Here is a 20,771-nt window from a genome sequence, read left to right as displayed (position 1 = left end):
CGATCAGGGGCGACGTGCGCGCAGTGGCCGTTGGTAGGAGATGTCCTGGCGGTCGCGGCTGCTGTGGGCATTGCCCATCTGCACCGCGCGGAACGCCGCCGGCAGGTCCGGCGCACCCAGCTCGTTGACCGATTCGGTGACGCACACCCGCTCGGCGATGGCCCAGCGTCCGGCGCGCTTCTCGAAACGGTCGATGTAGCGGCCCACCGCCAGGGTGTCGGGCTTGCTGCGGTTCTCGCCGAAGAACAGCCAGTAGGTTTCGCTGTGCGCCTGGTCGCCGTCCAGCTCGACGCTGTGGTTGAAGATCATGTGGTGGTGCGACAGCTGGTGCTGGCGGTGGTAGCCCAGCGCCCAGTCGATGAAGCTGTCGCGGTCGCCGAGGAAGCTGCCGTGGTCGTCGATGGCATCCTCGTGGTAGACGCTGCGCAGCAACTCGGTGTCGAAGCGGTCCACGGCACGGCAGTAGCGCGTCAGGCAGTCGAGGATGTCCTGGCGGTCGAGCAAGGACTGGATGCGCTCCTGCGAAACATCGTTCTTGTTGTTCTTGTTGTCGTTCATGCAAGGCTCCCTGCAATGGCCCGCACCGCCAGGCGATGCGGGCGCCTGGTCAATGGCGGGCGACGAAGCGCGCCAGATGGAAGTCGGTGTCGCCGAACTGCTTTTCCAACAGGGTCATCAGGCGGAAGTAATGCCCTACCGGGTACTCCTCGGTGAGGCCGATGCCGCCGTGCAACTGCACCCCTTGCGCGCAGACGAAGCGCCCGGCCTTGCTCGCCGCCGCCTTGGCCGCGGACACCGCCTGGCGGCGTTCGGCGGCAGGCTTGTCGAGGTAGGCCATGCCCCGGTAGAGGATCGAACGGGCGTGCTGCGCCTCGATGAACATCTCCGCCATCCGGTGCTGCAGCGCCTGGAACTTGCCGATGGGCTGGCCGAACTGGTTGCGGGTCTTGATGTACTCGGCGGTCATGTCGATGACCCCGTGCATCACCCCGAGCATCTGCGCCACCACGGCCAGGGCGGCACGGTCGCTCGCCTCGTCGAGCACGGCCTGGCTCTTGCCCGGGCTGAGCAGCAGCGCCGAATCGTCCAGCTCGACCTTGGCAAAGCGCACGTCGGCGGCGCGCGAGCCATCCACCAGCGGGTATTCGTTGAGCGTCACCCCGGGGGCCGTGCGGTCCACCACGAACACCGCCGGCTCGCTGGCGTCGTCGAGGCGCGCGGTCACCAGCAGCTTGTCGGCCGAGGGTGCGTTGAACACCAGGGTCTTGCTGCCCGTGAGCTGGTAGCCCTGGCCGGTCTTGTGGGCGATGGTGTCGTCGCAGCAGCCGATGGCGAAGCGCGAACCGCTCTCGCTGTCGGCAAGCGCCAGCAGCAGGCGGCCCTCGATCAGCGCCGGCAGCAGGTCGTTGCGGTGGTAGTCGCTGCCGCTGCGGTCGATGATCCGCGCGCACAGCACCGCGCTGCTGACGAAGGGCTCCAGGACCATGCCGCGGCCGAACGATTCGAGCACCACCGACGCCTCGACGAACGAGCAGTCCAGGCCGCCGACATCCTCCGGCAGGGTCAGCGCCAGCCAGCCCAGCTCGGCGAACTGCTGCCAGTGCGCGCGGCTGAAGCCTTCGCCGCTGCCGGCCTGGTGCCGGCGCGCCTCGAAACCGTAGTCCTCGCGGATGTAGCGCTCGACGCCATCACGCAGCATTACCTGCTCTTCGGAAAGATTGAAATCCATGTGACCGCTCCTCAGAGGCCGAACGCCAGTTTGGCAATGATGTTTTTCTGCACTTCCCGGGCGCCGCCGTAGATCGTCGCGGCGCGCTGGAAGAAGTACATGTTGCTGCGCCCGGGCACGTAGGCCGGCCACAGGTCGTCCCATTCGCTGGACACGTGCTCGTGGCCGAGGCGCCCTGGACCATGGTCGAAGAAGCGCAGCGCCCGCGGTCCGAGGGCATCGACCTGCAGCTCGGTGACGCGCTGCTGCAACTCGGAGCCGCGGACCTTGAGGGTCGAGACGACCGCATCGAGGTTGTCGCGGAAGCTTTCCTGGGCCAGCACACGCAGCACCGACCATTCCAGGGCGAGGATGTCGGTCTCGATCTCGCCGACGCGCCGGGCGAAGGCCGGGGTTTCCAGGAGCGGCACGCCATCGACGGTCTCGTGGCGGGCGATCGCCTTGGCCTTCTCCAGTTCACGCTTGTTGAAGTAGATGAACGCGCTGGAGGTGCGCTCCTTCTCCAGCAGGTACTTGGCGTAGGTCCAGCCCATGCCGGGTTCGCCCACCAGGTTTTCCTTGGGTACCCGGACGTTTTCCAGGAACACTTCGGCCAGGCCGTCGCCGCCGTCGATGGAGACGATCGGGCGCACGGTGATGCCCGGGGTCTTCATGTCGATGAGCAGGAAGGAAATGCCGCGCTGCGGCTTGACGGTCGCGTCGGTACGCACCAGGAAAAAGCCCCAGTCGGCGATCTTCGCGTCACTGGTCCAGATCTTCTGCCCGTTGACGATGTAGTGGGTCCCCGCCTCGTCGAGTTCGGCGCGGGTCTTGAGGCTGGCCAGGTCGGAACCGGAATTGGGCTCGGAGAAGCCCTGGCACCAGAACACGTCGCCGGCCAGCAACGGCGGCAGGAAGGTTTCCTGCTGCCATTGGCTGCCGAAGGCGATCACCACCGGTGCCATCATGTGGGTGCCTTGCCAGCCGTAGTCCAGGCCGTCGGCGTTGACCAGCTCTTCCAGGAAGATGTGCTTGCGGATCGCCGACCAGCCGGTGCCGCCGAACTCCTGGGGCCAGTGCGGTGCGCCCCAGCCACGCGCATGCAGGGTCTTCTGCCAGGTGCGCAACACATCCCGGGGCACCGGGTGGGCGCCCTCGAAGCCGTAGTGGGCAACCTCGCGGCTGACGCTTTCCTGGAAGAACTGCCGGACTTCCTGGCGGAATGCCTCGTCTTCAGGGCTGAACTCAAAATGCATGGTGGTAGCTCCTCATCTCGCCTCGAGGGGACCGCTGCACGAGCGGCCCCCGATCATTGACTTCAAAACCCGGATTCAAGCGACCCGCTCGCGCTCGCGCAGCGCCACCTTGTTGATCTTGCCGGTGGCCATGCGTGGCAGTTCACCGACGAATTCGATCACCTTCGGGCACTTGTAGCTGGCCAGCACCGACTTGCAGTGGACGATCAGGTCGGCCTCGCCGAGGCTGGTGCCGGGCACCAGCACCACCACCGCCTTGACCGATTCGCCCCATTTCGGATCGGCGATGCCGATGACCGCCGACTCCTTCACCTGCGGGTGCAGCTCCAGGGCGACCTCCACTTCGCGGCTGTAGATGTTCTCGCCGCCGGAAATGATCATGTCCTTCTTGCGATCGACCAGGTACAGGTAGCCCTCGGCGTCGCGGTAGCCCATGTCACCGGTGTGGTACCAGCCGTCGCGCAGGGCCTCCATGGTCGCCACCGAATTGTTCCAGTAGCCGCTGAGCTGGGTTTCGGAACGCAGGACCACCTCGCCCGGCACACCCTCCGGGCACTCGTTGCCGTGGTCGTCGAGCACCTTCAGCTCGATGCCCGGGCACGGCACGCCGACCGACTCCAGGCGGTGGACCTGCTGCGGGCTGCCGAACGGATTGACTTCGTGCCGCGGCAGCACGCAGGCGTTGCTTTCGGTCATGCCGTACTGCACCGAGAAGATCGGGCCCAGCACGTCGAAGGCGCGCCTGAGCAGCGGCGCGGGGATCGGCGCCGCCGCCGTCACCACGTGCGCCAGGCTGTCGAGGCAGTAATCGCTGATCTCGGGAACATCCAGCACCGCCTGGAGCATGGCGGCGACCATGAAGGTGAAGGTGACCTTCTCATCCTGCACGGCCTGCAAGGTGGTGCGCGGGTCGAAGCCCTGGTGGATGACGGTCGAGCCGCCGACCCAGGCCGCCGAGTTAACGAAGCCGATGCCGCCGATGTGGAACGCCGGGGTGGTCTGCAGCACCCGCGTGGCCCCGCTGAAGTCGCTCATCAGGGCGCAGCTGTCGGCGGTGCGGCACATGGCGCGGTGGGTGCGCACCACGCCCTTGGGCTGGCCGGTGGTGCCGCTGGTGTACATCAGGTAGGCGTAGTCATCGGGCTGGGCGCGCATCGGCGGGCCGGACGGATCGCCGTCGGCCATGGCCTGCTCGAAGGGCACGGCCCAGTCCGGCGCTGGGCCGATGCACAGGTAGTGCTCGATGGTCGGCAGCTCGGCGCGCAATTGCGCCACCACCGCGGTGTATTGCGCCTCGAACACCAACGTCCTGGGCGCGGCGTCCTGCAGGATGTACAGCACTTCCCGCGGCGCCAGGCGGAAGTTCACCGTGGCGGCGATGAAGCCGGCCCACTCGCAGGCGCGGTAGGTCTCGTAGTACTCGACGCAGTTCATCGCCAGGATCGCGACCCGGTCCTGGCGACGCAGGCCCTGCTGGTAGAAGCTTGCCGCCAGCCGGCGCGCACGCTCGGCCAGCTCGGCGTTGCTCACCCGCCGGCTGACGGAGGTGAAGGCATTGCCCGCAGGGAAAAAGCGAGCATTACGCTCGATCATTTCACCGAGTGTATTCATTGCTGTTCCGTTACAGGTGTCGGTGTTGGGAGGGTCGGGGCCTGCTCCAGGGGGGCGACCTCGGCCAGCAACTGCGCCAGCCTGGCGGTGAAGCGCGCCGCGTCGGCACCGTTGATGACCCGGTGGTCGTAGCTCAGCGACAGCGGCAGCACCTGGCGCCACTGGACCTGGTCGTCGGCGCCCCGGCGCGGCTTCTCCTGGCTGCGGGTCACCCCGAGGATGGCCACTTCCGGCGCGTTGACGATGGGCGTGAAGCCGGTGCCGCCGAAGGCGCCAAGGGAACTGATGGTGAAGCAGCCACCGGACATCTCCGCCATGCCCAGGCCCTTGTCACGGGCCTTGCTGGTAATGGCCTGGAGCTCCTGCGCCAGTTGCGCGACGCTCTTGCGGTCGCAGTCGCGGATCACCGGCACCAGCAGGCCGAAGCGGGTGTCGACCGCCACGCCGATATGGAAGTACTTCTTCAGCACCAGCTGCTTGCCACTGCCATCGAGCGAGGCGTTGAACTGGGGAAATGCCTTCAGCGCCTCCACCACCGCCTTGATCAGGTAGGGCAGCAGGGTCAGCTTGACCGGCTCGCCCGCCGCGTTGCGCGCCTTGCGCTGCTGCTCGAGCGCGGTGATATCGGCGTCATCGTGATGGGTGACATGGGGAATCATCAGCCAGTTGCGCGACATGTACCGCGCGGTGAGCGTCTGCACCCGCGACAGCGCACGCGCCTCCACTTCGCCGAACTCGCTGAAGTCCACCTGCGGCCAGGCTGGCAGGTCACTGCCGAAGGCCGCCGGTGCGTCGCGGCCGGTACTCGCTGAAACATCGGCGCTCATGGTCGTTCCTCTGTGGCGAAGGCTTAGATGATCTCGGCCAGCAAGGCGCCGACCTCGTAGGTTTCGCCCGCCGGGGCGACGATTTTCAGCGTGCCGCTGGCCGGGGCCTCGATCTCCTGGACCGACTTGTCGCTTTCCAGGGCGTAGAGCACCTCCCCTTCCTTGACCGTTGCGCCATCGGCCACCAGCCATTCGGCCAGGGTGCCTTCATTCATCGAGAAGCCCAGCTTGGGCAGCAGTACTTGAGTGCTCATCAGGTGTTCCTTGAACGGTGTTAACGGTTAAGGGTGGCGCGCACGGCGCTTTCGATCTGCTCGACACCCGGGACATGGGCGTCTTCCAGTGGCTTGGAGAACGGCACCGGCGCGTAGTTGGCACCGACCCGCTGCACCGGCGCCTTGAGCTGGCCGTACAGGGATTCGTAGATCAGCGAGGCGATCTCGGCGCCGACGCCAAAAGGCTTCACCGCTTCGTGGACGATCACCGCGCGGCCGGTCCTGCCCACGGAGGCGAGGATGCAGTCGGTGTCCAGCGGCGAAATGGTGCGCAGGTCGATGAGTTCCACCGAGATGCCTTCCGCCGCCAGCTTCTCCGCCACCGCCGCGCATTCCTGCATGCGCCGGCTGTAGCTGATCAGGGTCACGTCGCTGCCCTCGCGGACCACCTTGGCCTTGCCCAGGGGGATCTTCACCCCGCGCTCCGGTGGCGCGCCCGGGTTCCAGTAGGTCGGCATGTTCTCGATGAACAGCACCGGGTCATCGTCCTCGATGGCCGACAGCATCAGGCCGTAGGCATCGGCAGGCGTGGACGGCGCCACCACCTTGATCCCGGCGGTGTGGGCGAACCAGGCCTCGAGGTAGTCGGCGTGCTGTCCGCCGGTGCCGAAACCGGCGCCGGTCATGGTGCGAATCACCATCGGCACGTGGGTCTGGCCGCCGGACATGAAGCGCAGCTTGGCGGCGTGGTTGATGATCATGTCCATCGCCACGGTGGTGAAGTTCATCAGCATGATCTCGGCGACCGGGCGCATGCCGACGATGGCCGCGCCGATGGCCGCGCCGATGATCGCCTGCTCGGAGATCGGCGTGGAACGCACCCGGGAGTCGCCGTAGGTATAGGACAGCCCGCGGGTCACCCCGACGATGCCGCCCTCTTCCTTGTCGCCAACGTCCTCGCCGAGGACGATGACGTTCGGGTCGGCGGCCATGGCGTCGTCGAGCGCCAGGTTGATCGCCTGGATGGTGTTGAACTTGGCTGGCTGGTTCATGCGGTCACCTCGTCCTTGAAGATGTCGCGCTTGAGCTCGGCGAGATCCGGATAGGGGCTGTTCAATGTGAATTCCACGGCTTCGTCGATCTCGCCGGCGATCAGGGCTTCCATGTCGGCCAGCTCGGTCTCGCTGGCATGCCCGGTGGCGATCAACCAGGCGCGGAACAGCGGTACCGGGTCCTTGGCCATCCAGGCGTCCTTCTCGCCCTTGTCCATGTAGGCGTCGGCATCGCCGAACACATGGCCATGGAAGCGGAAGGTCTTGGCCTCGATCAGGGTCGGCCCCTGGCCGGCGCGGGCACGTTCGACGGCCTCGCGGGCGGCGTGGTACATGGCCACCGGGTCGTTGCCATCGACGGTGACGCCGGGCATGGAATAGGCCACGGCGCGCTGGGCGATATTGGCCACCGAGGTGCCGTAGGCGTACTTGGTGTGCTCGGCGTAGCCATTGTTCTGGCAGACGAAGATCACCGGCAGCTTCCATACCGAAGCCATGTTCAGGGCCTCGTGGAAGGCCCCGATGTTGCTCGCGCCGTCACCGAAATAGGCCACGGCGACGCGCTTCTCACCGCGGATCTGCGCGGCCAGGGCCAGGCCGTTGGCGATCGGCATGGAACTGCCGACGATACCGGTGGTGACCATGACGCCGGTGGCCGGGTGGGTCACGTGCATCGGTCCGCCCTTGCCCTTGCAGGTGCCGGTCACCCGGCCACCGAACTCGGCCCAAAGGTCCTTGAGCGGGATACCCTTGGCAATCATGTCGTGCACCCCTCGATAGATGGTGCAGATGTAGTCTTCAGCGGTCAGGCAGGCCGACACGGCCGAAGGGATCACCTCCTGGCCACGGGGCGAGTAGTACGGCATGACCAGCTTCCCGGACTTGAGTACCGCGCGGAAGCGCTCGTCGTTCTGCTTGATCCGGGTCATGCGCTGGTAGATGCCTACCAGGACGTCGCGGTCTGGAATTGCGGCTGTCATCGTGTTGTTCTCTCCGTCTGAACCAAAACGCCGGGCTGGCGTGCCCTACCAGATGTTGTCGCGCCCGGCCGAATGCTGGGCGGCGATGTAAGCGAAGATGAAGGACGCGGCGATGCTGGTGCCGGCACCCGGGTAGCAGCGCCCGGTGACCCCCGCCGTGGCATTGCCCGTGGCGTAGAGGCCGGCAATGCAGCTGCCGTCCTCGCGCAGGACCCGGGCGTACTGGTCGGTGACCAGGCCGCCGGCGGTCCCCACATCGCCGGGGTACATGCGCACGGCGTAGAACGGCCCCTGCTCGATGCTGCCCAGGTTCGGGTTGGGGGTGACCGACGGATCGCCATGGCAGCGGTCGAAGGCCCGCGAACCGCGGCCGAAATCGGCGTCGACGCCCTTGGCGCAAAAACCGTTGAAACGCTGCACCGTGTCCAGCAGGCCGGCCGTGTCGATGGCGCATTTGCGCGCCAGCGCCTCCAGCGAATCCGCCTTGACCATGTAGCCGCTGTCCAGCCACTGCTTCGGCACCTGGCCGGGCATGGCCGTGCCCCAGGGGTAGAACTTGCGCTGGCGGCTGTCCATCACCACCCAGCTCGGCACGGCCTTGCCGGTTTCGGCCTGGCGCTTGTACATGCGCTGGCCGATTTCCATGTAGGAGCCGGCTTCGTCGCAGAAACGCCGGCCGTCCTGGTCGACCATGATCGAGTACGGCAGCGACAGGTCCAGGTGGTGCATGAACGGCAGCGGCTCGCCCTTGGCGGTGCGCGCACCCTCGGGCAGGCTTTCGTCGGGGCCCAGGGAGGTGACCACCCACCAGGCTTCGTCCATGCAGTCCACCGCGGCGCCCAGTTGCATGGCGGCCTCGATGACCTCGCCGGTATCGCCGGGGTTGGCGTTGGTCCACTGCGCCGAGGACGGCTGCGGCTGGAAGCGCTTGCGCATGTCGGCGTTGCGCGAGAAACCGCCGGTGTTGATCAGCACGCCGTCCTTGGCCTGGACACGAACCTGGCGCCCTTCGCGAAGGGCGACCACGCCGGTCACCCGGCCGTCTTCGACGATCAGTTCCTGGACCGGCGTCGAGGTCCAGATCGGCAAGCCTTCACGCAGGGCGATCTGCAGCATGCGGCCCTGGATCGCTGCGCCACCGCCGAGGATTTCCTTGCCGGTGAGTTTCTGGCGGACCATGCGCAGGCCCAGTTGCAGCGCCTTGAGCTTGCCGGCCCAGGTGCGCTTCATCAGGAACAGCGTGGGGAACTCGTGGGAGTTGGCCGGGATCGCCGCGCCCTGGTAGCGCGACAGGCGCCCTGCCCAGTCGCCCAGCTCGCGGATATCGAACAGCTTGGCCACCAGCGAGCGACCCCGTGGCTGGCCACCGGGACGGTCATCGTAGTAGTCGGCCCAGCCGTCGGCGTATTCGAAGGCCATGCCCGCGCGCTCGAGGAAATCCACCATCAGCGGGCCGGTGCGCAGGAACGCCTCGCGCCGTTCCGGGCTGGTGGACGGCCCTTCGTAGGTCACGGTGCTGGCCAGGTACTGCTGTGCCTTCTCATAGGAGTCGGCGACGCCATGGCGTTTCATCACCGGGTTGTTCGGCACCCACCAGACCCCGCCGGAGTAGCCGGTGGAGCCGCCGACCTTGTCGAGCTTCTCGATGATCAGGGCGCGCTTGCCCAACTCCTTGGCCTTGAGTGCCGCGCACATGGAGCCCCCGCCGCTGCCGACGATGAGCAGGTCGACGCTTTCGTCCCATTGGCTCATTACTTGGACTCCGCGGCGAAGAGGTACTCGCTCAGCTCACGATGGAAATTGGAGATCGCCGACTCCTGCAGCGGGCTGGTCCTGGAACCGGTGAAGCCACGGGACTTCATGCCCTGCTGGACCTGGCCCATGTTGTTGAAGTCCTGGCTGAGGATCAGGCCGAAGTTCTCCACGGTGTTGTTTTTCCAGTCATCCACGCCGTGGTAGAACTCGCGCTTGAGCTTGGGCTCCTGGCCCGGGGCGTAGCGCTTGAGCGACCAGATGTCGTAGATGCACGAGTCCGGGTTGTCGCCGTCGGGACGGGCGCGGTAGAACAGCGCGCCATCGGGATACAGCAGGAACACCAGGTTCGGGAACACGTGCCAGTCGGTGCCGGCACGACCCATCTGCTCCGGCGAGATGTTCGGCCAGCCAGCGCCTTCGGCGATGGCCGCCTCGGCCTGGAACTGCATGGCCTTGCCCAGCACCAGCATCTGGTCCTGGGTCGGCTCGACCTCGGTCAGCAGGCGCTTGGTGGCCTCGTGGTCGCGGTCGGTGAAGATGGCTTTGAGCTGGTCTTCCATGATCTGGTAGAACTTCACCAGGCCAGGGCGGATGTCTTCGGGAATCGGCTTGCCGGTGCGCGGCGATGGCGTGCCCGGCAGGCGGGTGGCGGTCGAGTAGTCGAACATGCCGTGCTTGCCGAAGGCGAAGCTGCGGGTGACGTCGTCGCCCTGGGTATCGAGGATCTGCGGGTGGGTGGCGGCGACGTGGTAGCCCTCGTTGAAGGCCTCCAGCGCGACCTTCCAGTTGCACGGCAGGCGCACCGACTTGTACCAGCGGTAGCGCATCTTCTCGAATTCGTAGCAGTCGGTGATTTCCGGCACCGGATCCAGGTACTTGGCCAGCGGCTCGGCAGCGGGGTCCATGTTGATGAAGACGAAGCCGCCCCAGGTGTCGACCAGCACTTCCTTGAGCGCCAGCTCTTCGTGGCTCATGTTCGGGCAACCGGCCCAATCGTCCTCGTCGAGGATGCGCAGCAGGCTGCCATCGAGGTTCCACTGCCAGCCGTGGTAGTTGCAGTGGAACTTGGTGGCGTGGCCGCAACCGCTGGTGAGGCGGCGTCCGCGGTGCTGGCAGACGTTGTAGTAGGCCTTGATCCGGTCACCGGTCAGGCGAGTGACGATGATCGACTCGTCGATCACGTCGAAGGTCACGTAGTCGCCGACGTTGGGGAGCTCTTCGAGACGGCAGGCCACTTGCCACACCTTCGGCCACATCCGCTCCTTTTCGAGTTGCACATAGTCCTTTGAGATGTAACCGTCGCGGGGGACGAAATCCGGCCGTACCGCCTGTGGTGCCGATTCTCGAGCAGTCATCTGGAACCTCCTGCATCGGCAGCCCACGGGGTCTGCCTGGCTTCTTATTGTTGTTGAAGGGCAGCGAACCACCCTGCGATATTCTGAACGACGTTCAAGACTATAAACGCGGCTCGACATGACTGTCAACGCGCTTGCAAGTGCTTCGGCGCCGCGGGAAAAGCCTTTTTCGAATGCCTGGAAATCAGTCGCCGTAGCGCTGACGCAGAGCGATCTTGTTGACCTTGCCACTGGCCAGGCGCGGCAGTTCGTCGACGAACTCGACACTGCTCGGGCGCTTGTAGCGGGCGATGCGGGTGGTGGAGAACTCGCTCAGCTCGTCGGCGCCCACGCTTGCCCCCGCCTTGAGCACCACCACCGCCTTGACCGTCTCGCCCCACTTTTCGTGCGGCACGCCGATCACCGCCACGTCCTGGACGCCCGGGTGGTGCATGAGGGCCTGCTCGACTTCCTGGCAATAGATGTTCTCGCCCCCGGAAATGATCATGTCCTTCTTGCGGTCGACCAGGAACAGGAAGCCCTGGTCGTCGCGCCAGGCCATGTCGCCGGTGCGCAGCCAGCCGTCGCGCAGGGCCTCGATGGTCGCCACGCTGTTGTTCCAGTAGTAGGCGAGGTTGGCCGGCGAGCGTATCCAGATCTCCCCGGGCGTGCCGTCGGCGCAGTCCTCGCCCTGCTCGTCGACGATGCGGATATCGCAGAAGGTCATGGGCTGGCCGATGGAGCCCAGGCGCCGCACTTCGTCCGCGCTGCCCTGCAGCTTGTGCAGGTGCTTGGGCAGCACGGTGCCGGTGGTTTCGGTCATGCCCCAGGAGTTGACGAAGATCTGCCCGAGCAGATGCACGCCCCGCTGCAGGACCGCCACCGGCATGGGCGCGGCGGCGTAGAGGATGGTCTCCAGGCTCGACAGGTCGTAGCGGCCGATGTCCGGCACGTCCAGCACCTGCTGGAGGATGGTCGGCGCCATGTGCACCGTGACGATGCGCTCGCGCTCGATGGTGCCCAGCACCTCGTGGGGATCGAACTTGCGGTGCAGCACCACGCAGCCGGCATGCCAGAACTCCGAGAGCATCATCGACAGCCCGCCGGCATGGAACATCGGCATCATCACCAGCACGCGGCCGTTGGTGCGCATGTCCATGGTCGCCGACTGGTTCTGCGCCAGCGCCAGGTCGCCCTTTTGCGTGCGCGCCGCGCCCTTGGGCCGCCCGGTGGTGCCGCTGGTATAGATCAGGTGCACGACGTCGTCGGGCTGCGCCCGCATCGGCGCGCCGGCCGGATCGCCGGCGGCCAGCAGGGCGTCGTAGGGTTCGGCCCAGTCGGGGCACTCGCCGATGCACAGGTAGTGCTCGATCGACGGCAGGCTGTCGCGCAGGGCCGCGATGGTGTCGCTGTACTGCGCTTCGAAGACCAGGGCACGCGGCGCGCTGTCCTGGAGGATAAAAGCGATCTCGGCGCCGGCCAGGCGGAAATTCACCGTCGCACAGATGAAGCCGGACACATGGCAGGCGGCGTAGACGTCGAAATATTCGTTGCAGTTCATCGCCAGGATCGCCACCCGGTCCTGGTGGCGCATGCCGCGCTGGTGCAGGCCCGACGACAGGCGCCGGGCGCGCTCCAGCAACTGCCGGTAAGTGATGCGCACTTCATCGAAGACCACGGCCTGCTGGTCCGGGAACAGACGGGCGTTGCGCTCCAGCAACTCGCCAAGGGTTTTCATGCCACGGATTCTCCTGATGATCAGAGGGCGTCGTTCAAACAACAGGAACAGGCAGGCACAGCACTTCGGACACACCGCCATCGACCATCAGCGAATGGCCGTTGACATAGCTGCTGGCATCGGACGCCAGGAACACGGCGGCGCCTTGCAGCTCCTCGGGGTTGCCCCAGCGGCCTACGGAAATATGGCTGCGCACGGTCTCCCAGAGCGCCGGGTTGGCACTCACCGGCTCGGCCATGTCGGTGTGGAAATAGCCCGGGCAGATGGCATTGCAGCGAATGCCATGGGGGCCGAGTTCGCCGGCCAGCGACTTGGTCAGGCCGACCACGCCGTGCTTGCTGGCCACATAGGCCTGCAGCTTCTCGCGGCCGACCCGGGCGACGTAGGAGGCGACGTTGATGATCGCCCCGCTGCCCTGGGCAAGCATGGGCCGGGCGGCTTCGCGGGCCAGCAGGTAATGGGCGGTCAGGTTGATGTCGAGGGTCCGGCGCCAATCGTCCAGGCTGGAATCGAGCAAGGGCTGCCAGAGGCAGATGCCGGCATTGTTCAGCAGCACGTCCAGCCGCCCGTGGCGCTGGACGATCGCCGGTACCGCCGCGACCACCGCCGCCTCGTCGGCCAGGTCGAAGGCCTGGATATCGGCCTGCCCGCCCTGCTGGCGAATGGCTTCGGCCACCTCCAGCAAACGCTCGCGGTCACGCGCCGCCAGCACCACCAGCGCCCCGGCTGCCGCCAGGCCCATCGCCATGGCCCGCCCCAGGCCGCGGGATGCCCCGGTGACCAGCGCGACCTTGCCCTGCAGGGAGAACAACTGCATAAGCCAAACACCTTCTCTTTATTATTGTGGTGCGTCGAATGTGCGGATGCGGGGTGCGCCGGCGGGCGGCGCACCCCGTGGCATCTCAGCCGAGGCTGCCGCTGATCTGCGGCACCGCCTCGAACAGGTCCGCCACCAGGCCGTAGTCGGCGACCTGGAAGATCGGCGCCTCCGGGTCCTTGTTGATCGCGACGATGACCTTGGAATCCTTCATCCCCGCCAGGTGCTGGATCGCCCCGGAGATACCCACCGCGATGTACAGTTCCGGCGCGACGATCTTGCCGGTCTGCCCCACCTGGTAATCGTTGGGCATGAACCCGGCGTCCACCGCCGCCCGCGACGCACCCACCGCACCGCCCAGCTGGTCGGCCAGGGTTTCGAGCAGGGCGAAGTTGCCGCCGTTGCCCATGCCGCGCCCGCCCGAGACCACCACGCGGGCGGCCGCCAGCTCGGGGCGCGAAGACAGCGTCACTTCCTGGCCAACGAAACGCACCCGGGCATCGCCCTGCACCGCCTCGATGGCTTCGACGCTGGCATTGCCGCCGTCGGGCGCGGGGTCGAAACCGGTGGTGCGCACGGTCACCACCTTGACCGGATCGGGGCTCTGCACGGTCGCCAGGGCGTTACCGGCATAGATCGGCCGAACGAAGGTATCGGGCGCTTCGACCGCCAGCACATCGGACACCTGGGCCGCGTCGAGCAGCGCGGCGACACGCGGCATGAAGCCCTTGCCGGTGGCGCTGGCCGCGGCGACCAGGTGGGTGTACTGGCCGGCGAGCGCCAGGACCTGCGCGGCGAGGTTTTCCGCCGCGGCATGGGCATGGACGGCCGCGTCGGCCAGCAGCACCTTGCTCACCCCCTGCAGCCGGGCACCCTGCTCCGCCACGGCGGCGCAGCCCTGCCCTGCCACCAGCAGGTGGACCTCCTGCGCCATCTCCCGGCCCGCGGTCACGGCGTGACGGGTCGCGACTTTCAGGGTTGCATTGTCGTGTTCGGCAATTACCAGTACGGCCATCTCAGATCACCTTCGCTTCATTACGCAGTTTGTCCACCAGGGTCGCCACGTCGGCGACGATCACACCACCGCCACGCTTGGGCGGCTCGACCACCTTGAGGGTCTTCAGGCGCGGCGCCAGGTCCACGCCCAGCTCCGCGGCGGTGAGGGTCTCCAGGGGCTTTTTCTTGGCTTTCATGATGTTGGGCAACGACGCATAGCGCGGCGTGTTCAGGCGCAGGTCGGTGGTGACGATGGCCGGCAGTGCCAGGTCGAGGGTTTCCAGGCCGCCATCGATCTCCCGCGTGACCTGCGCGCGCCCTGCGGCGATTTCCACCCGCGAGGCGAAGGTCGCCTGGGGCCAGTCGAGCAAGGCGGCGGTCATCTGTCCGGTCTGGCAGGCATCGTCATCGATGGCCTGCTTGCCGAGGATCAGCAGGTCGGGTTGTTCGCGCTTGCACAGCGCGGTGAGGGCCTTGGCCACGGCCAGGGGCTGTACTTCGGCGTCGTCCTGCAGCAGGATGGCGCGATCGCCGCCCAGTGCCAGTGCCGTGCGCAGGACTTCCTGGGCAGCCGCCGGGCCGATGGAGACCACCACGACCTCGCTGGCGATCCCGGCTTCCTTGAGGCGTACGGCTTCCTCGACGGCGATCTCGTCGAAAGGATTCATCGACATTTTCAGGTTGGTCAGATCGATGCCGGAACCGTCCGGCCTGACTCGCGGCTTGGCGTTGTAGTCGATGACCCGTTTGACAGCGACGAGGACTTTCATTGCAGCTCCACGATTATCTGAATGACGTTCACTATTCTGAACCTCATTCAAATTAATTGTCAACGTGCGCGATGCACGCCTGGTCCGCCCTTTACCTTCTTGAGCTTTTTATTACCGTGCCGACTACACCATCCGTCGTGGCGTACTGGCATGAACGACCACCGGTGCTATTTATATTTATAAACGATGTTCAACTTGATTGATGATGTGTCACTATCCGGCCCAGTGCTCCAGCGGCCCTTCCGGACCACGCATCCGGGCGGGCCGGAGCGCTAACCTTCCAATAACACTGCTCGAAAGCAGGTACCCCATGAAAAGAACGCTCATGCTGTCGCTTTTCGTCGTTACGCTGGTGGCCACCGCAGGTGCCGTCACCGAAGTCCGCCTGGTGGAAAAACGCGCGCAACTGCACAGTTGCCAGGTGAATCCCTACAGTTGCGTCCACCCCGCCGTCAGTTTCGCCTCGTTGCACTGAGCGCACGCCCTGGTTGCGCCTGCTGCGCGAACGCCCGGGCCCAAGCAAGGAGGCCCGGGCGTCGTCACCACCGCGGCTTCAGCATTCGGCAAGGATCGCCCGCAGCGCAGCGACCAACGCCAGGGGCTGGTCGACCATCAGGTGATGATGGCCACCCGGGATGACCACCGGCGGCCGCGCCGTGGGCAACAGGCGCAGGAGCTGGATCATGCGCTCCAGCCGCGCGGGCGTGACCACCGTACTGAGCTCGCCGGTGATCATCCGCAGCGGCACCCGCACCTGGGCCAGCAACGCAGCACCATCGGCTTCGATCTCCGGCGGCGGCAGCGCCGGGTCGAAGCACCAGGCCCAGCCCTCGTCCACCCGCCGGATGGAGGTCTGGGCGATGTGCCGGCGCACCCACTCCAGCGCAGGCTGTTCAGGCATCAGGCGAAAGCGCTGCAACGCCGCTTCGCGATTCGGATAGACCTTCTCCCCATAGCGGCGCCCCGGTGACCGTGCATTGACCTCGTCCCCCAGCCGCAGCGGGCTGTCGACGATGATCGCCAGGCGCAGCAACTCGGGAATCAGCGTGCAGGCACGCAGCACCCGCGAACCGCCAAAGCTGTGGCCGACCAGCACCGCCGACTTGAGCCCGGCATGCCTGACCACCGCGGCGATGTCGCGGGCGTAGAGCAGCGGCGTGTATTCCTTGCGCCAGCCGCTCTGCCCCATTCCGCCCAGGTCCAGGGCATAAACCCGGTAGTGCGCGGTGAACAAGGGCGCGATGTGGTCCCACCAGTGCGCATGGCCACGAAAACCATGGACGAAGACCAGCCCTGGCTTCTGCCGGTCGTCGGGATTCCAGGCCAGGTAGTGGATCGGCACCTTGTCCGAATCCGCGTAGCAGGAGGCCGGCCGGGCGCGCAGCGCGTCCCGCGCCCAGGCCGGCACATCCTCCGGCACGTCCGTCTCGGGCGGGCTCACATCAAGGCACCGTAGCGCTCGACATGGTGGTCGCTGTCGCCCCAGGTCATGTCGATGGCCGTCAGGCGCTTGAAGTACCAGCCCACCGCCAGCTCATCGGTCATGCCCATGCCGCCGTGCAGTTGCACGGCCTGCTGGCCGATGAAACGCCCGGCCTTGCCCACCAGGGCCTTGGCCGCCGACACCGCGCGGGCGCGGACAGCGGCATCCGGATCGTCCAGGTGAGCGGCGGCGTAGCAGGTGATGGAGCGCACCTGCTCGACATAACCGAGCATTTCCGCGACCCGGTGCTGCAACGCCTGGAAGCTGCCGATGGGCTTGCCGAACTGCTTGCGGGTGCGCAGGTAGTCGACGGTGAGTTCGGTCAGCCGCGCCATGCAGCCGAGCGCTTCGGCGCACAACGCGAAGCAAGCCCGGTCCACCGCCCATTCGAGGTCGGCGAAGGCTTCGTGCCGGGTGCCCAGCAGCGCCTCGGCCGGCAGCCGAACGTCACGCAACTCGACTTCCGCCACCCGTTGCCCGTCCAGCCCCGGGAAGCCGCGCACACTGACGCCCTCGGCCTGGGTGTCGACCAGGAACAGGCTGATGCCCTGGCGATCCCGCGGGTTTCCGGCGGTACGCGCGGAGACGATCAGCCAATGCGCCGAGTCGCCATGGGCGACGACGCTCTTGCGCCCGTTCAGGCAGAAGCCCGTCCCGCTTGCCTGCGCCTGGCAGGCCACGTCCTGCAGGTCGAAGCGCGCCTGCGGTTCCAGGGCCGCCAGGCCCAGGCGACATTCGCCACTGGCCACCTGCTCCAGCAGCCGCGACTTCAGCGCCGCGTCGCCGAGGCGCTGGAGCAACGGCGCCGCCACCAGCGCACTGGACAGGTAGGGCTCCAGCACCAGGCCGCGGCCAAAGGCCTCCATCACCACCAGGGTGGCCTCGGCGCCAGCACCAAGGCCGCCGTGTTCTTCATCCAGGGCCAGCGCCAGCAGGCCGGTTTCGGCCAGGGCCGCCCAATTCTGCGCGGACCAGCCCTGCGAGGTGTCCGCCAGCTTGCGACGCGCCTCGAAATCATACTGTCGCTCGACGAAGCGCGCGACCAGATCGGCGAGCATCTGCTGCTCGTCGTTGAGAGAGAAGTCCATCGCATCGATCTCCACGGCTGCGCCAGCACGGCGCAGCGATTAAAGGCCAAGCGCCTGCTTGGCGATGATGTTCTTTTGCACTTCGTTGGCGCCGCCGTAGATGGAGATCTTGCGCCAGTCCAGGTAATGCGGGGCCAGGGCGTTGAGCAGTTCGCCGTTGGCGCTGTCGACGCCGGCATCGCCTTCCAGCGCGCCCGCCGTGAACGGCACCGCGTAGGGGCCGGCGCATTCCATGATCAGTTCGGTCAGGCGCTGCTGGATCTCCGAGCCGCGGATCTTCAGCAGCGAAGCCTCGAAGCCGCTGCCCTGGCCCTTGCCTTCCTGGTCGATCAGGCGCAGCAGCGACCACTCGTGGGCCAACAGTTCCATCTCGACACTGACCACCTTGTCGCGAAAGCGCACGTCATCGAGCAGCGGCCGGCCCTGCTTCAGGCTGCTGGCGGCGATCTCCTTGAGCCGGCGCATGAAGCGCTTGCAGTTGCCCAGCCCGGCGATGTTGGTGCGTTCGTGGCCGAGCAGGTACTTGGCGATCGACCAGCCCTTGTGCTCCTCGCCCACCAGGTTTTCCCGCGGCACCCAGACGTTGTCGAAGAACACCTCGTTGACGTCGTGGCCGCCGTCGAGGGTCTTGATCGGGCGGACCTGGATGCCGGGCGTCGCCATGTCGATCAGCAGGAAGGAAATGCCTTCCTGCTGTCGGCCGTCGCTATGGGTGCGGACCAGGCAGAAGATCCAGTTCGCCCATTGCGCGAACGAGGTCCAGATCTTCTGCCCGTTGACCCGGTAGCCGTCGCCCTCCCGGTCGGCCCGGCAGCGCAGGGCCGAGAGGTCGGAGCCGGCGCCGGGCTCGGAGTAGCCCTGGCACCACCAGTCGCTCATCTCGAGGATGCGCGGCAGGAAGCGCGCCTGCTGCTCGGCGCTGCCGAACTTCTGCAGCACCGGGGCGACCATCGACAGGCCGAACGGCATCTGCCGCGGCGCTCCCGCCGTAAAGCACTCCTCGTCGAAGATATTGCGCTGCGCCGAGGTCCAGCCGGTGCCGCCGAACGCCGTCGGCCAGCCGGGTGCGCCCCAGCCGCGCTGGAACAGGATGCGCTGCCAGCGCACGTAGTCTTCCCGGCCCAGGTGGCGGAAGCCCAGCACCCGCTCGCGAATGTCCGCCGGCAGGTGCTGCGCGACGAAATCACGGACCTCCTGGCGGAAGGCCTTTTCTTCGCTACTTACGCGAAAATCCATCGGCTGCTCCTCAGGCGAGTTCGACCACACCGTTGTTGAGTACGGTCACGTCCCGGGCGTCGACCCGGGCGCGCAGGTGGATGCGCCCTTCCTCGCCGCTCCAGAACTGGAAGCGCAGCGTCTCCCCCGGGAACACCGGCGAGGTGAAACGCGCCGCCAGGCGCTTGAGCCGACTGGCGTCGCCATCGGCGCAGCGGCAGACCGCGGCGAAGGCGGCCATGCCATAGGTGGCCAGGCCGTGCAGGATCGGCTGCGGGAAGCCCGCCCGGCTGGCGACCTCGGGGTCGGCGTGCAACGGGTTGCTGTCGCCGGAAAGGCGATAGATCAGCGCGGCCTGGGGCGGCGAGAACAGTTCGTACTCGAAGTCCGGGGCACGCTCCGGCACCGCCGGCAGGCTTTGCGGCGGCGCGTCGCTGACACCCGCTTCGGCACTGTAGCCACCGTCACCGCGCAGGAACGAGACCTGCCGGGTCTGGGCGACGCGCTCGCCGGTTTCGACGTTGATGATGTCGCGCAGCAGTTCGACGATGGCGCCCTTGCCGGCGCCCTTGTCGCAGATGCGGTTGACCCGGGTCTGGCTGCGCACCGTGGCCTCGGCCGGCATCGGCCGGAACCACTCGGTGTCCTGTTCGCCATGCACCAGCTTGAGGTAGTCGACGCCGGTGTCCGGGTTGGTCATCCACGGTTTCGGCCAGGCGATCGCGGCGGCCAGGGTCGGGACCGCCTGCAGGTCCTTCTCGAAGGTGAAGCGCAGTTGCACGGGGTCCATGGGATCGCCGCCCACACCCAGGCCCAGGGCGTAAAGGATGCTGTCGCGCTTGCTGTAGGACTGGGTGACCTCTTCGATGGGCCAGTGTTTGACGCGTTCGTAATTCAACATGCCGGGTTCACTCGCTGTCGTGGCGTAGGGTCGGCCTGCCGGCGCACCGGCCGGCAGGCGGGGGGATGCGTCTCAGACCGGTTCCCAGCTGTACACGTCGTGGGTCTGGTGCAGCGGCAGGAAGCTTGGGCGCAGCGCCGGGATAGCGTGCTCGGCGACTTCGCTGGGGGTCCAGCCGTTTTCGCGGTGCACCGAGCGGATGACCCGCGGCTGGTTGACCAGCATGATTTCGTTGGAACGCACGTAGAAGATCTGCCCGGACACGTCCTTGGCCTGGTCCGAGGCCAGGAACACCGCCAGCGGCGCCTGCTTGGACGGGTGCATCATCCGTTCCATGCGCTCGGCCTGCAGTTTCTTCTCCGGGGTGTCGGTCGGCACCGCGCCGATCATGCGGCTCCAGGCCGCCGGGGAAATGCAGTTGGAGCGTACGCCGAACGCGGCCATGTCCAGGGCGATGGCCTTGGACATGCCGACGATGCCGAGCTTGGCCGCGGCATAGTTGACCTGGCCGACGTTGCCCACCAGGCCGGTGTTGGAGGTCATGTGGATGTACGAGCCCGAGCTCTGGGCGCGGAAATGCGGCGCGGCCGCGCGGGCCATGAAGAACGAGCCGTTGAGGTGCACGTTCAGCACCGCCAGCCACTCCTGCTCGTCCATCTTGTGGAACATGCGGTCGCGCAGGATGCCGGCGTTGTTCACCACGCTGTCGATGCGGCCGAAGGTATCCAGGGCCGTCTGCACGATGCGGTGGGCCGAGTCCCAGCCGGCCACGCTGTCGGTGCTGGCCACGGCTTCGCCGCCGGCCGCCTTGATCTCGTCGACCACGCGCTGCGCAGGGCCGGCGTCCTGGCCATCGCCGTGGACCGAGGAACCCAGGTCGTTGACCACCACCCGCGCGCCTTCGGCTGCCATCGCCAGGGCGATCGCACGGCCGATGCCGTTACCGGCGCCGGTGACCACCACTACCTTGCCTTCAACCATTGCACTCATCTTGCTTTCCTCTTGTTATCGGTGGACGAGCGGCC

Annotated in this window: 20 protein-coding genes; 1 reads left to right on the top strand and 19 read right to left on the bottom strand. The window is 66.8% G+C overall.

From position 1 onward, the window contains the following. Nucleotides 1-3: 3 nt before the first annotated feature. The 14 genes from ACPFMA_RS13345 to ACPFMA_RS13280 form a co-directional block, all read right to left on the bottom strand. The gene (locus ACPFMA_RS13345) at nucleotides 4-558 is read right to left on the bottom strand and encodes a nuclear transport factor 2 family protein (protein WP_064301348.1); all 555 of its coding nucleotides are present in this window, start codon (nucleotides 556-558) and stop codon (nucleotides 4-6) included. 49 nt (nucleotides 559-607) lie between these two features. Continuing rightward, the gene (locus tag ACPFMA_RS13340) at nucleotides 608-1,729 is read right to left on the bottom strand and encodes an acyl-CoA dehydrogenase family protein (RefSeq protein ID WP_064301349.1); all 1,122 of its coding nucleotides are present in this window, start codon (nucleotides 1,727-1,729) and stop codon (nucleotides 608-610) included. Nucleotides 1,730-1,740: 11 nt separating this feature from the next. Next, nucleotides 1,741-2,964 (bottom strand): acyl-CoA dehydrogenase family protein, encoded by a 1,224-nt coding sequence (locus ACPFMA_RS13335; RefSeq protein WP_425930476.1) that lies wholly within the window; start codon nucleotides 2,962-2,964, stop codon nucleotides 1,741-1,743. A 75-nt stretch (nucleotides 2,965-3,039) separates the two neighbouring features. Continuing rightward, nucleotides 3,040-4,575: a class I adenylate-forming enzyme family protein gene (locus tag ACPFMA_RS13330; protein WP_425930475.1), complete on the bottom strand. Its 1,536-nt coding sequence runs from the start codon at nucleotides 4,573-4,575 to the stop codon at nucleotides 3,040-3,042. After that, a complete protein-coding gene (locus ACPFMA_RS13325; protein WP_425930474.1) occupies nucleotides 4,572-5,402 on the bottom strand; it encodes a 2-oxo acid dehydrogenase subunit E2 in 831 nt (276 codons plus the stop codon). The genes ACPFMA_RS13330 and ACPFMA_RS13325 overlap by 4 nt, the downstream gene beginning before the upstream one ends. Nucleotides 5,403-5,425: 23 nt before the next feature. Next, nucleotides 5,426-5,656 (bottom strand): biotin/lipoyl-containing protein, encoded by a 231-nt coding sequence (locus ACPFMA_RS13320; RefSeq protein ID WP_064301353.1) that lies wholly within the window; start codon nucleotides 5,654-5,656, stop codon nucleotides 5,426-5,428. Between the two features lie 20 nt (nucleotides 5,657-5,676). Continuing rightward, complete coding sequence (locus ACPFMA_RS13315) at nucleotides 5,677-6,669, bottom strand: alpha-ketoacid dehydrogenase subunit beta (protein ID WP_201163931.1); 993 nt, start codon at nucleotides 6,667-6,669, stop codon at nucleotides 5,677-5,679. Next, nucleotides 6,666-7,649, bottom strand: a complete 984-nt coding sequence (locus ACPFMA_RS13310) for a thiamine pyrophosphate-dependent dehydrogenase E1 component subunit alpha (protein ID WP_064301355.1) — start codon at nucleotides 7,647-7,649, stop codon at nucleotides 6,666-6,668. Before ACPFMA_RS13310 ends, ACPFMA_RS13315 begins: the two co-directional genes overlap by 4 nt. 45 nt (nucleotides 7,650-7,694) lie before the next feature. Then, nucleotides 7,695-9,401, bottom strand: a complete 1,707-nt coding sequence (locus tag ACPFMA_RS13305) for an FAD-binding protein (protein ID WP_425930473.1) — start codon at nucleotides 9,399-9,401, stop codon at nucleotides 7,695-7,697. After that, a complete protein-coding gene (locus ACPFMA_RS13300) occupies nucleotides 9,401-10,759 on the bottom strand; it encodes an aromatic ring-hydroxylating oxygenase subunit alpha (RefSeq protein WP_425930472.1) in 1,359 nt (452 codons plus the stop codon). The genes ACPFMA_RS13305 and ACPFMA_RS13300 overlap by 1 nt, the downstream gene beginning before the upstream one ends. Before the next feature lie 184 nt (nucleotides 10,760-10,943). Then, on the bottom strand, nucleotides 10,944-12,476 hold the full coding sequence (locus ACPFMA_RS13295; RefSeq protein WP_425930471.1) for a class I adenylate-forming enzyme family protein: 1,533 nt from the start codon (nucleotides 12,474-12,476) through the stop codon (nucleotides 10,944-10,946). Nucleotides 12,477-12,510: 34 nt separating this feature from the next. Further along, complete coding sequence (locus ACPFMA_RS13290; protein ID WP_425930470.1) at nucleotides 12,511-13,293, bottom strand: glucose 1-dehydrogenase; 783 nt, start codon at nucleotides 13,291-13,293, stop codon at nucleotides 12,511-12,513. Between the two features lie 85 nt (nucleotides 13,294-13,378). Then, nucleotides 13,379-14,308, bottom strand: a complete 930-nt coding sequence (locus ACPFMA_RS13285; RefSeq protein ID WP_425930469.1) for an electron transfer flavoprotein subunit alpha/FixB family protein — start codon at nucleotides 14,306-14,308, stop codon at nucleotides 13,379-13,381. A 1-nt stretch (nucleotide 14,309) separates the two neighbouring features. Beyond that, entirely contained in the window at nucleotides 14,310-15,059 is a 750-nt protein-coding gene (locus ACPFMA_RS13280; RefSeq protein WP_201163924.1) for an electron transfer flavoprotein subunit beta/FixA family protein, read from the bottom strand. A 310-nt stretch (nucleotides 15,060-15,369) separates the two neighbouring features. Here ACPFMA_RS13280 and ACPFMA_RS13275 point away from each other — a divergent pair, with 310 nt between their 5' ends. Beyond that, nucleotides 15,370-15,534 carry a hypothetical protein gene (locus ACPFMA_RS13275; RefSeq protein WP_425930468.1) on the top strand — a complete coding sequence of 55 codons (165 nt, stop codon included), beginning with the start codon at nucleotides 15,370-15,372 and terminating at the stop codon, nucleotides 15,532-15,534. Nucleotides 15,535-15,612: 78 nt separating this feature from the next. Here the strand turns inward: ACPFMA_RS13275 and ACPFMA_RS13270 are convergent, their stop codons facing one another. The 5 genes from ACPFMA_RS13270 to ACPFMA_RS13250 form a co-directional block, all read right to left on the bottom strand. Then, nucleotides 15,613-16,500, bottom strand: coding sequence for an alpha/beta fold hydrolase (locus tag ACPFMA_RS13270; protein ID WP_425930467.1), 888 nt, complete (start codon nucleotides 16,498-16,500; stop codon nucleotides 15,613-15,615). Continuing rightward, nucleotides 16,497-17,630 (bottom strand): acyl-CoA dehydrogenase family protein, encoded by a 1,134-nt coding sequence (locus ACPFMA_RS13265; protein ID WP_425930466.1) that lies wholly within the window; start codon nucleotides 17,628-17,630, stop codon nucleotides 16,497-16,499. The genes ACPFMA_RS13270 and ACPFMA_RS13265 overlap by 4 nt, the downstream gene beginning before the upstream one ends. 39 nt (nucleotides 17,631-17,669) lie before the next feature. Continuing rightward, complete coding sequence (locus tag ACPFMA_RS13260) at nucleotides 17,670-18,866, bottom strand: acyl-CoA dehydrogenase family protein (RefSeq protein ID WP_425930465.1); 1,197 nt, start codon at nucleotides 18,864-18,866, stop codon at nucleotides 17,670-17,672. 10 nt (nucleotides 18,867-18,876) lie between these two features. Then, nucleotides 18,877-19,746: a MaoC/PaaZ C-terminal domain-containing protein gene (locus tag ACPFMA_RS13255; protein WP_425930464.1), complete on the bottom strand. Its 870-nt coding sequence runs from the start codon at nucleotides 19,744-19,746 to the stop codon at nucleotides 18,877-18,879. A gap of 72 nt (nucleotides 19,747-19,818) precedes the next feature. Next, nucleotides 19,819-20,736, bottom strand: coding sequence for an SDR family NAD(P)-dependent oxidoreductase (locus ACPFMA_RS13250; protein ID WP_425930463.1), 918 nt, complete (start codon nucleotides 20,734-20,736; stop codon nucleotides 19,819-19,821). Nucleotides 20,737-20,771 lie beyond the last annotated feature (35 nt).

This window comes from Pseudomonas sp. NyZ201, assembly GCF_049860765.1.
GTDB lineage: Bacteria > Pseudomonadota > Gammaproteobacteria > Pseudomonadales > Pseudomonadaceae > Aquipseudomonas > Aquipseudomonas bharatica.
The sequence above is the reverse complement of the archived record's forward strand: the minus strand, read 5'-3'. Positions and strand labels throughout refer to the sequence as shown.

Bases quoted from the DNA above. Each gene is read 5' to 3' on its own strand.
- ACPFMA_RS13345 (WP_064301348.1), bottom strand. From the start codon at position 558: ATGAACGACAACAAGAACAACAAGAACGATGTTTCGCAGGAGCGCATC.
- ACPFMA_RS13340 (WP_064301349.1), bottom strand. From the start codon at position 1,729: ATGGATTTCAATCTTTCCGAAGAGCAGGTAATGCTGCGTGATGGCGTC.
- ACPFMA_RS13335 (WP_425930476.1), bottom strand. From the start codon at position 2,964: ATGCATTTTGAGTTCAGCCCTGAAGACGAGGCATTCCGCCAGGAAGTC.
- ACPFMA_RS13330 (WP_425930475.1), bottom strand. From the start codon at position 4,575: ATGAATACACTCGGTGAAATGATCGAGCGTAATGCTCGCTTTTTCCCT.
- ACPFMA_RS13325 (WP_425930474.1), bottom strand. From the start codon at position 5,402: ATGAGCGCCGATGTTTCAGCGAGTACCGGCCGCGACGCACCGGCGGCC.
- ACPFMA_RS13320 (WP_064301353.1), bottom strand. From the start codon at position 5,656: ATGAGCACTCAAGTACTGCTGCCCAAGCTGGGCTTCTCGATGAATGAA.
- ACPFMA_RS13315 (WP_201163931.1), bottom strand. From the start codon at position 6,669: ATGAACCAGCCAGCCAAGTTCAACACCATCCAGGCGATCAACCTGGCG.
- ACPFMA_RS13310 (WP_064301355.1), bottom strand. From the start codon at position 7,649: ATGACAGCCGCAATTCCAGACCGCGACGTCCTGGTAGGCATCTACCAG.
- ACPFMA_RS13305 (WP_425930473.1), bottom strand. From the start codon at position 9,401: ATGAGCCAATGGGACGAAAGCGTCGACCTGCTCATCGTCGGCAGCGGC.
- ACPFMA_RS13300 (WP_425930472.1), bottom strand. From the start codon at position 10,759: ATGACTGCTCGAGAATCGGCACCACAGGCGGTACGGCCGGATTTCGTC.
- ACPFMA_RS13295 (WP_425930471.1), bottom strand. From the start codon at position 12,476: ATGAAAACCCTTGGCGAGTTGCTGGAGCGCAACGCCCGTCTGTTCCCG.
- ACPFMA_RS13290 (WP_425930470.1), bottom strand. From the start codon at position 13,293: ATGCAGTTGTTCTCCCTGCAGGGCAAGGTCGCGCTGGTCACCGGGGCA.
- ACPFMA_RS13285 (WP_425930469.1), bottom strand. From the start codon at position 14,308: ATGGCCGTACTGGTAATTGCCGAACACGACAATGCAACCCTGAAAGTC.
- ACPFMA_RS13280 (WP_201163924.1), bottom strand. From the start codon at position 15,059: ATGAAAGTCCTCGTCGCTGTCAAACGGGTCATCGACTACAACGCCAAG.
- ACPFMA_RS13275 (WP_425930468.1), top strand. From the start codon at position 15,370: ATGAAAAGAACGCTCATGCTGTCGCTTTTCGTCGTTACGCTGGTGGCC.
- ACPFMA_RS13265 (WP_425930466.1), bottom strand. From the start codon at position 17,630: ATGGACTTCTCTCTCAACGACGAGCAGCAGATGCTCGCCGATCTGGTC.
- ACPFMA_RS13260 (WP_425930465.1), bottom strand. From the start codon at position 18,866: ATGGATTTTCGCGTAAGTAGCGAAGAAAAGGCCTTCCGCCAGGAGGTC.
- ACPFMA_RS13255 (WP_425930464.1), bottom strand. From the start codon at position 19,746: ATGTTGAATTACGAACGCGTCAAACACTGGCCCATCGAAGAGGTCACC.
- ACPFMA_RS13250 (WP_425930463.1), bottom strand. From the start codon at position 20,736: ATGAGTGCAATGGTTGAAGGCAAGGTAGTGGTGGTCACCGGCGCCGGT.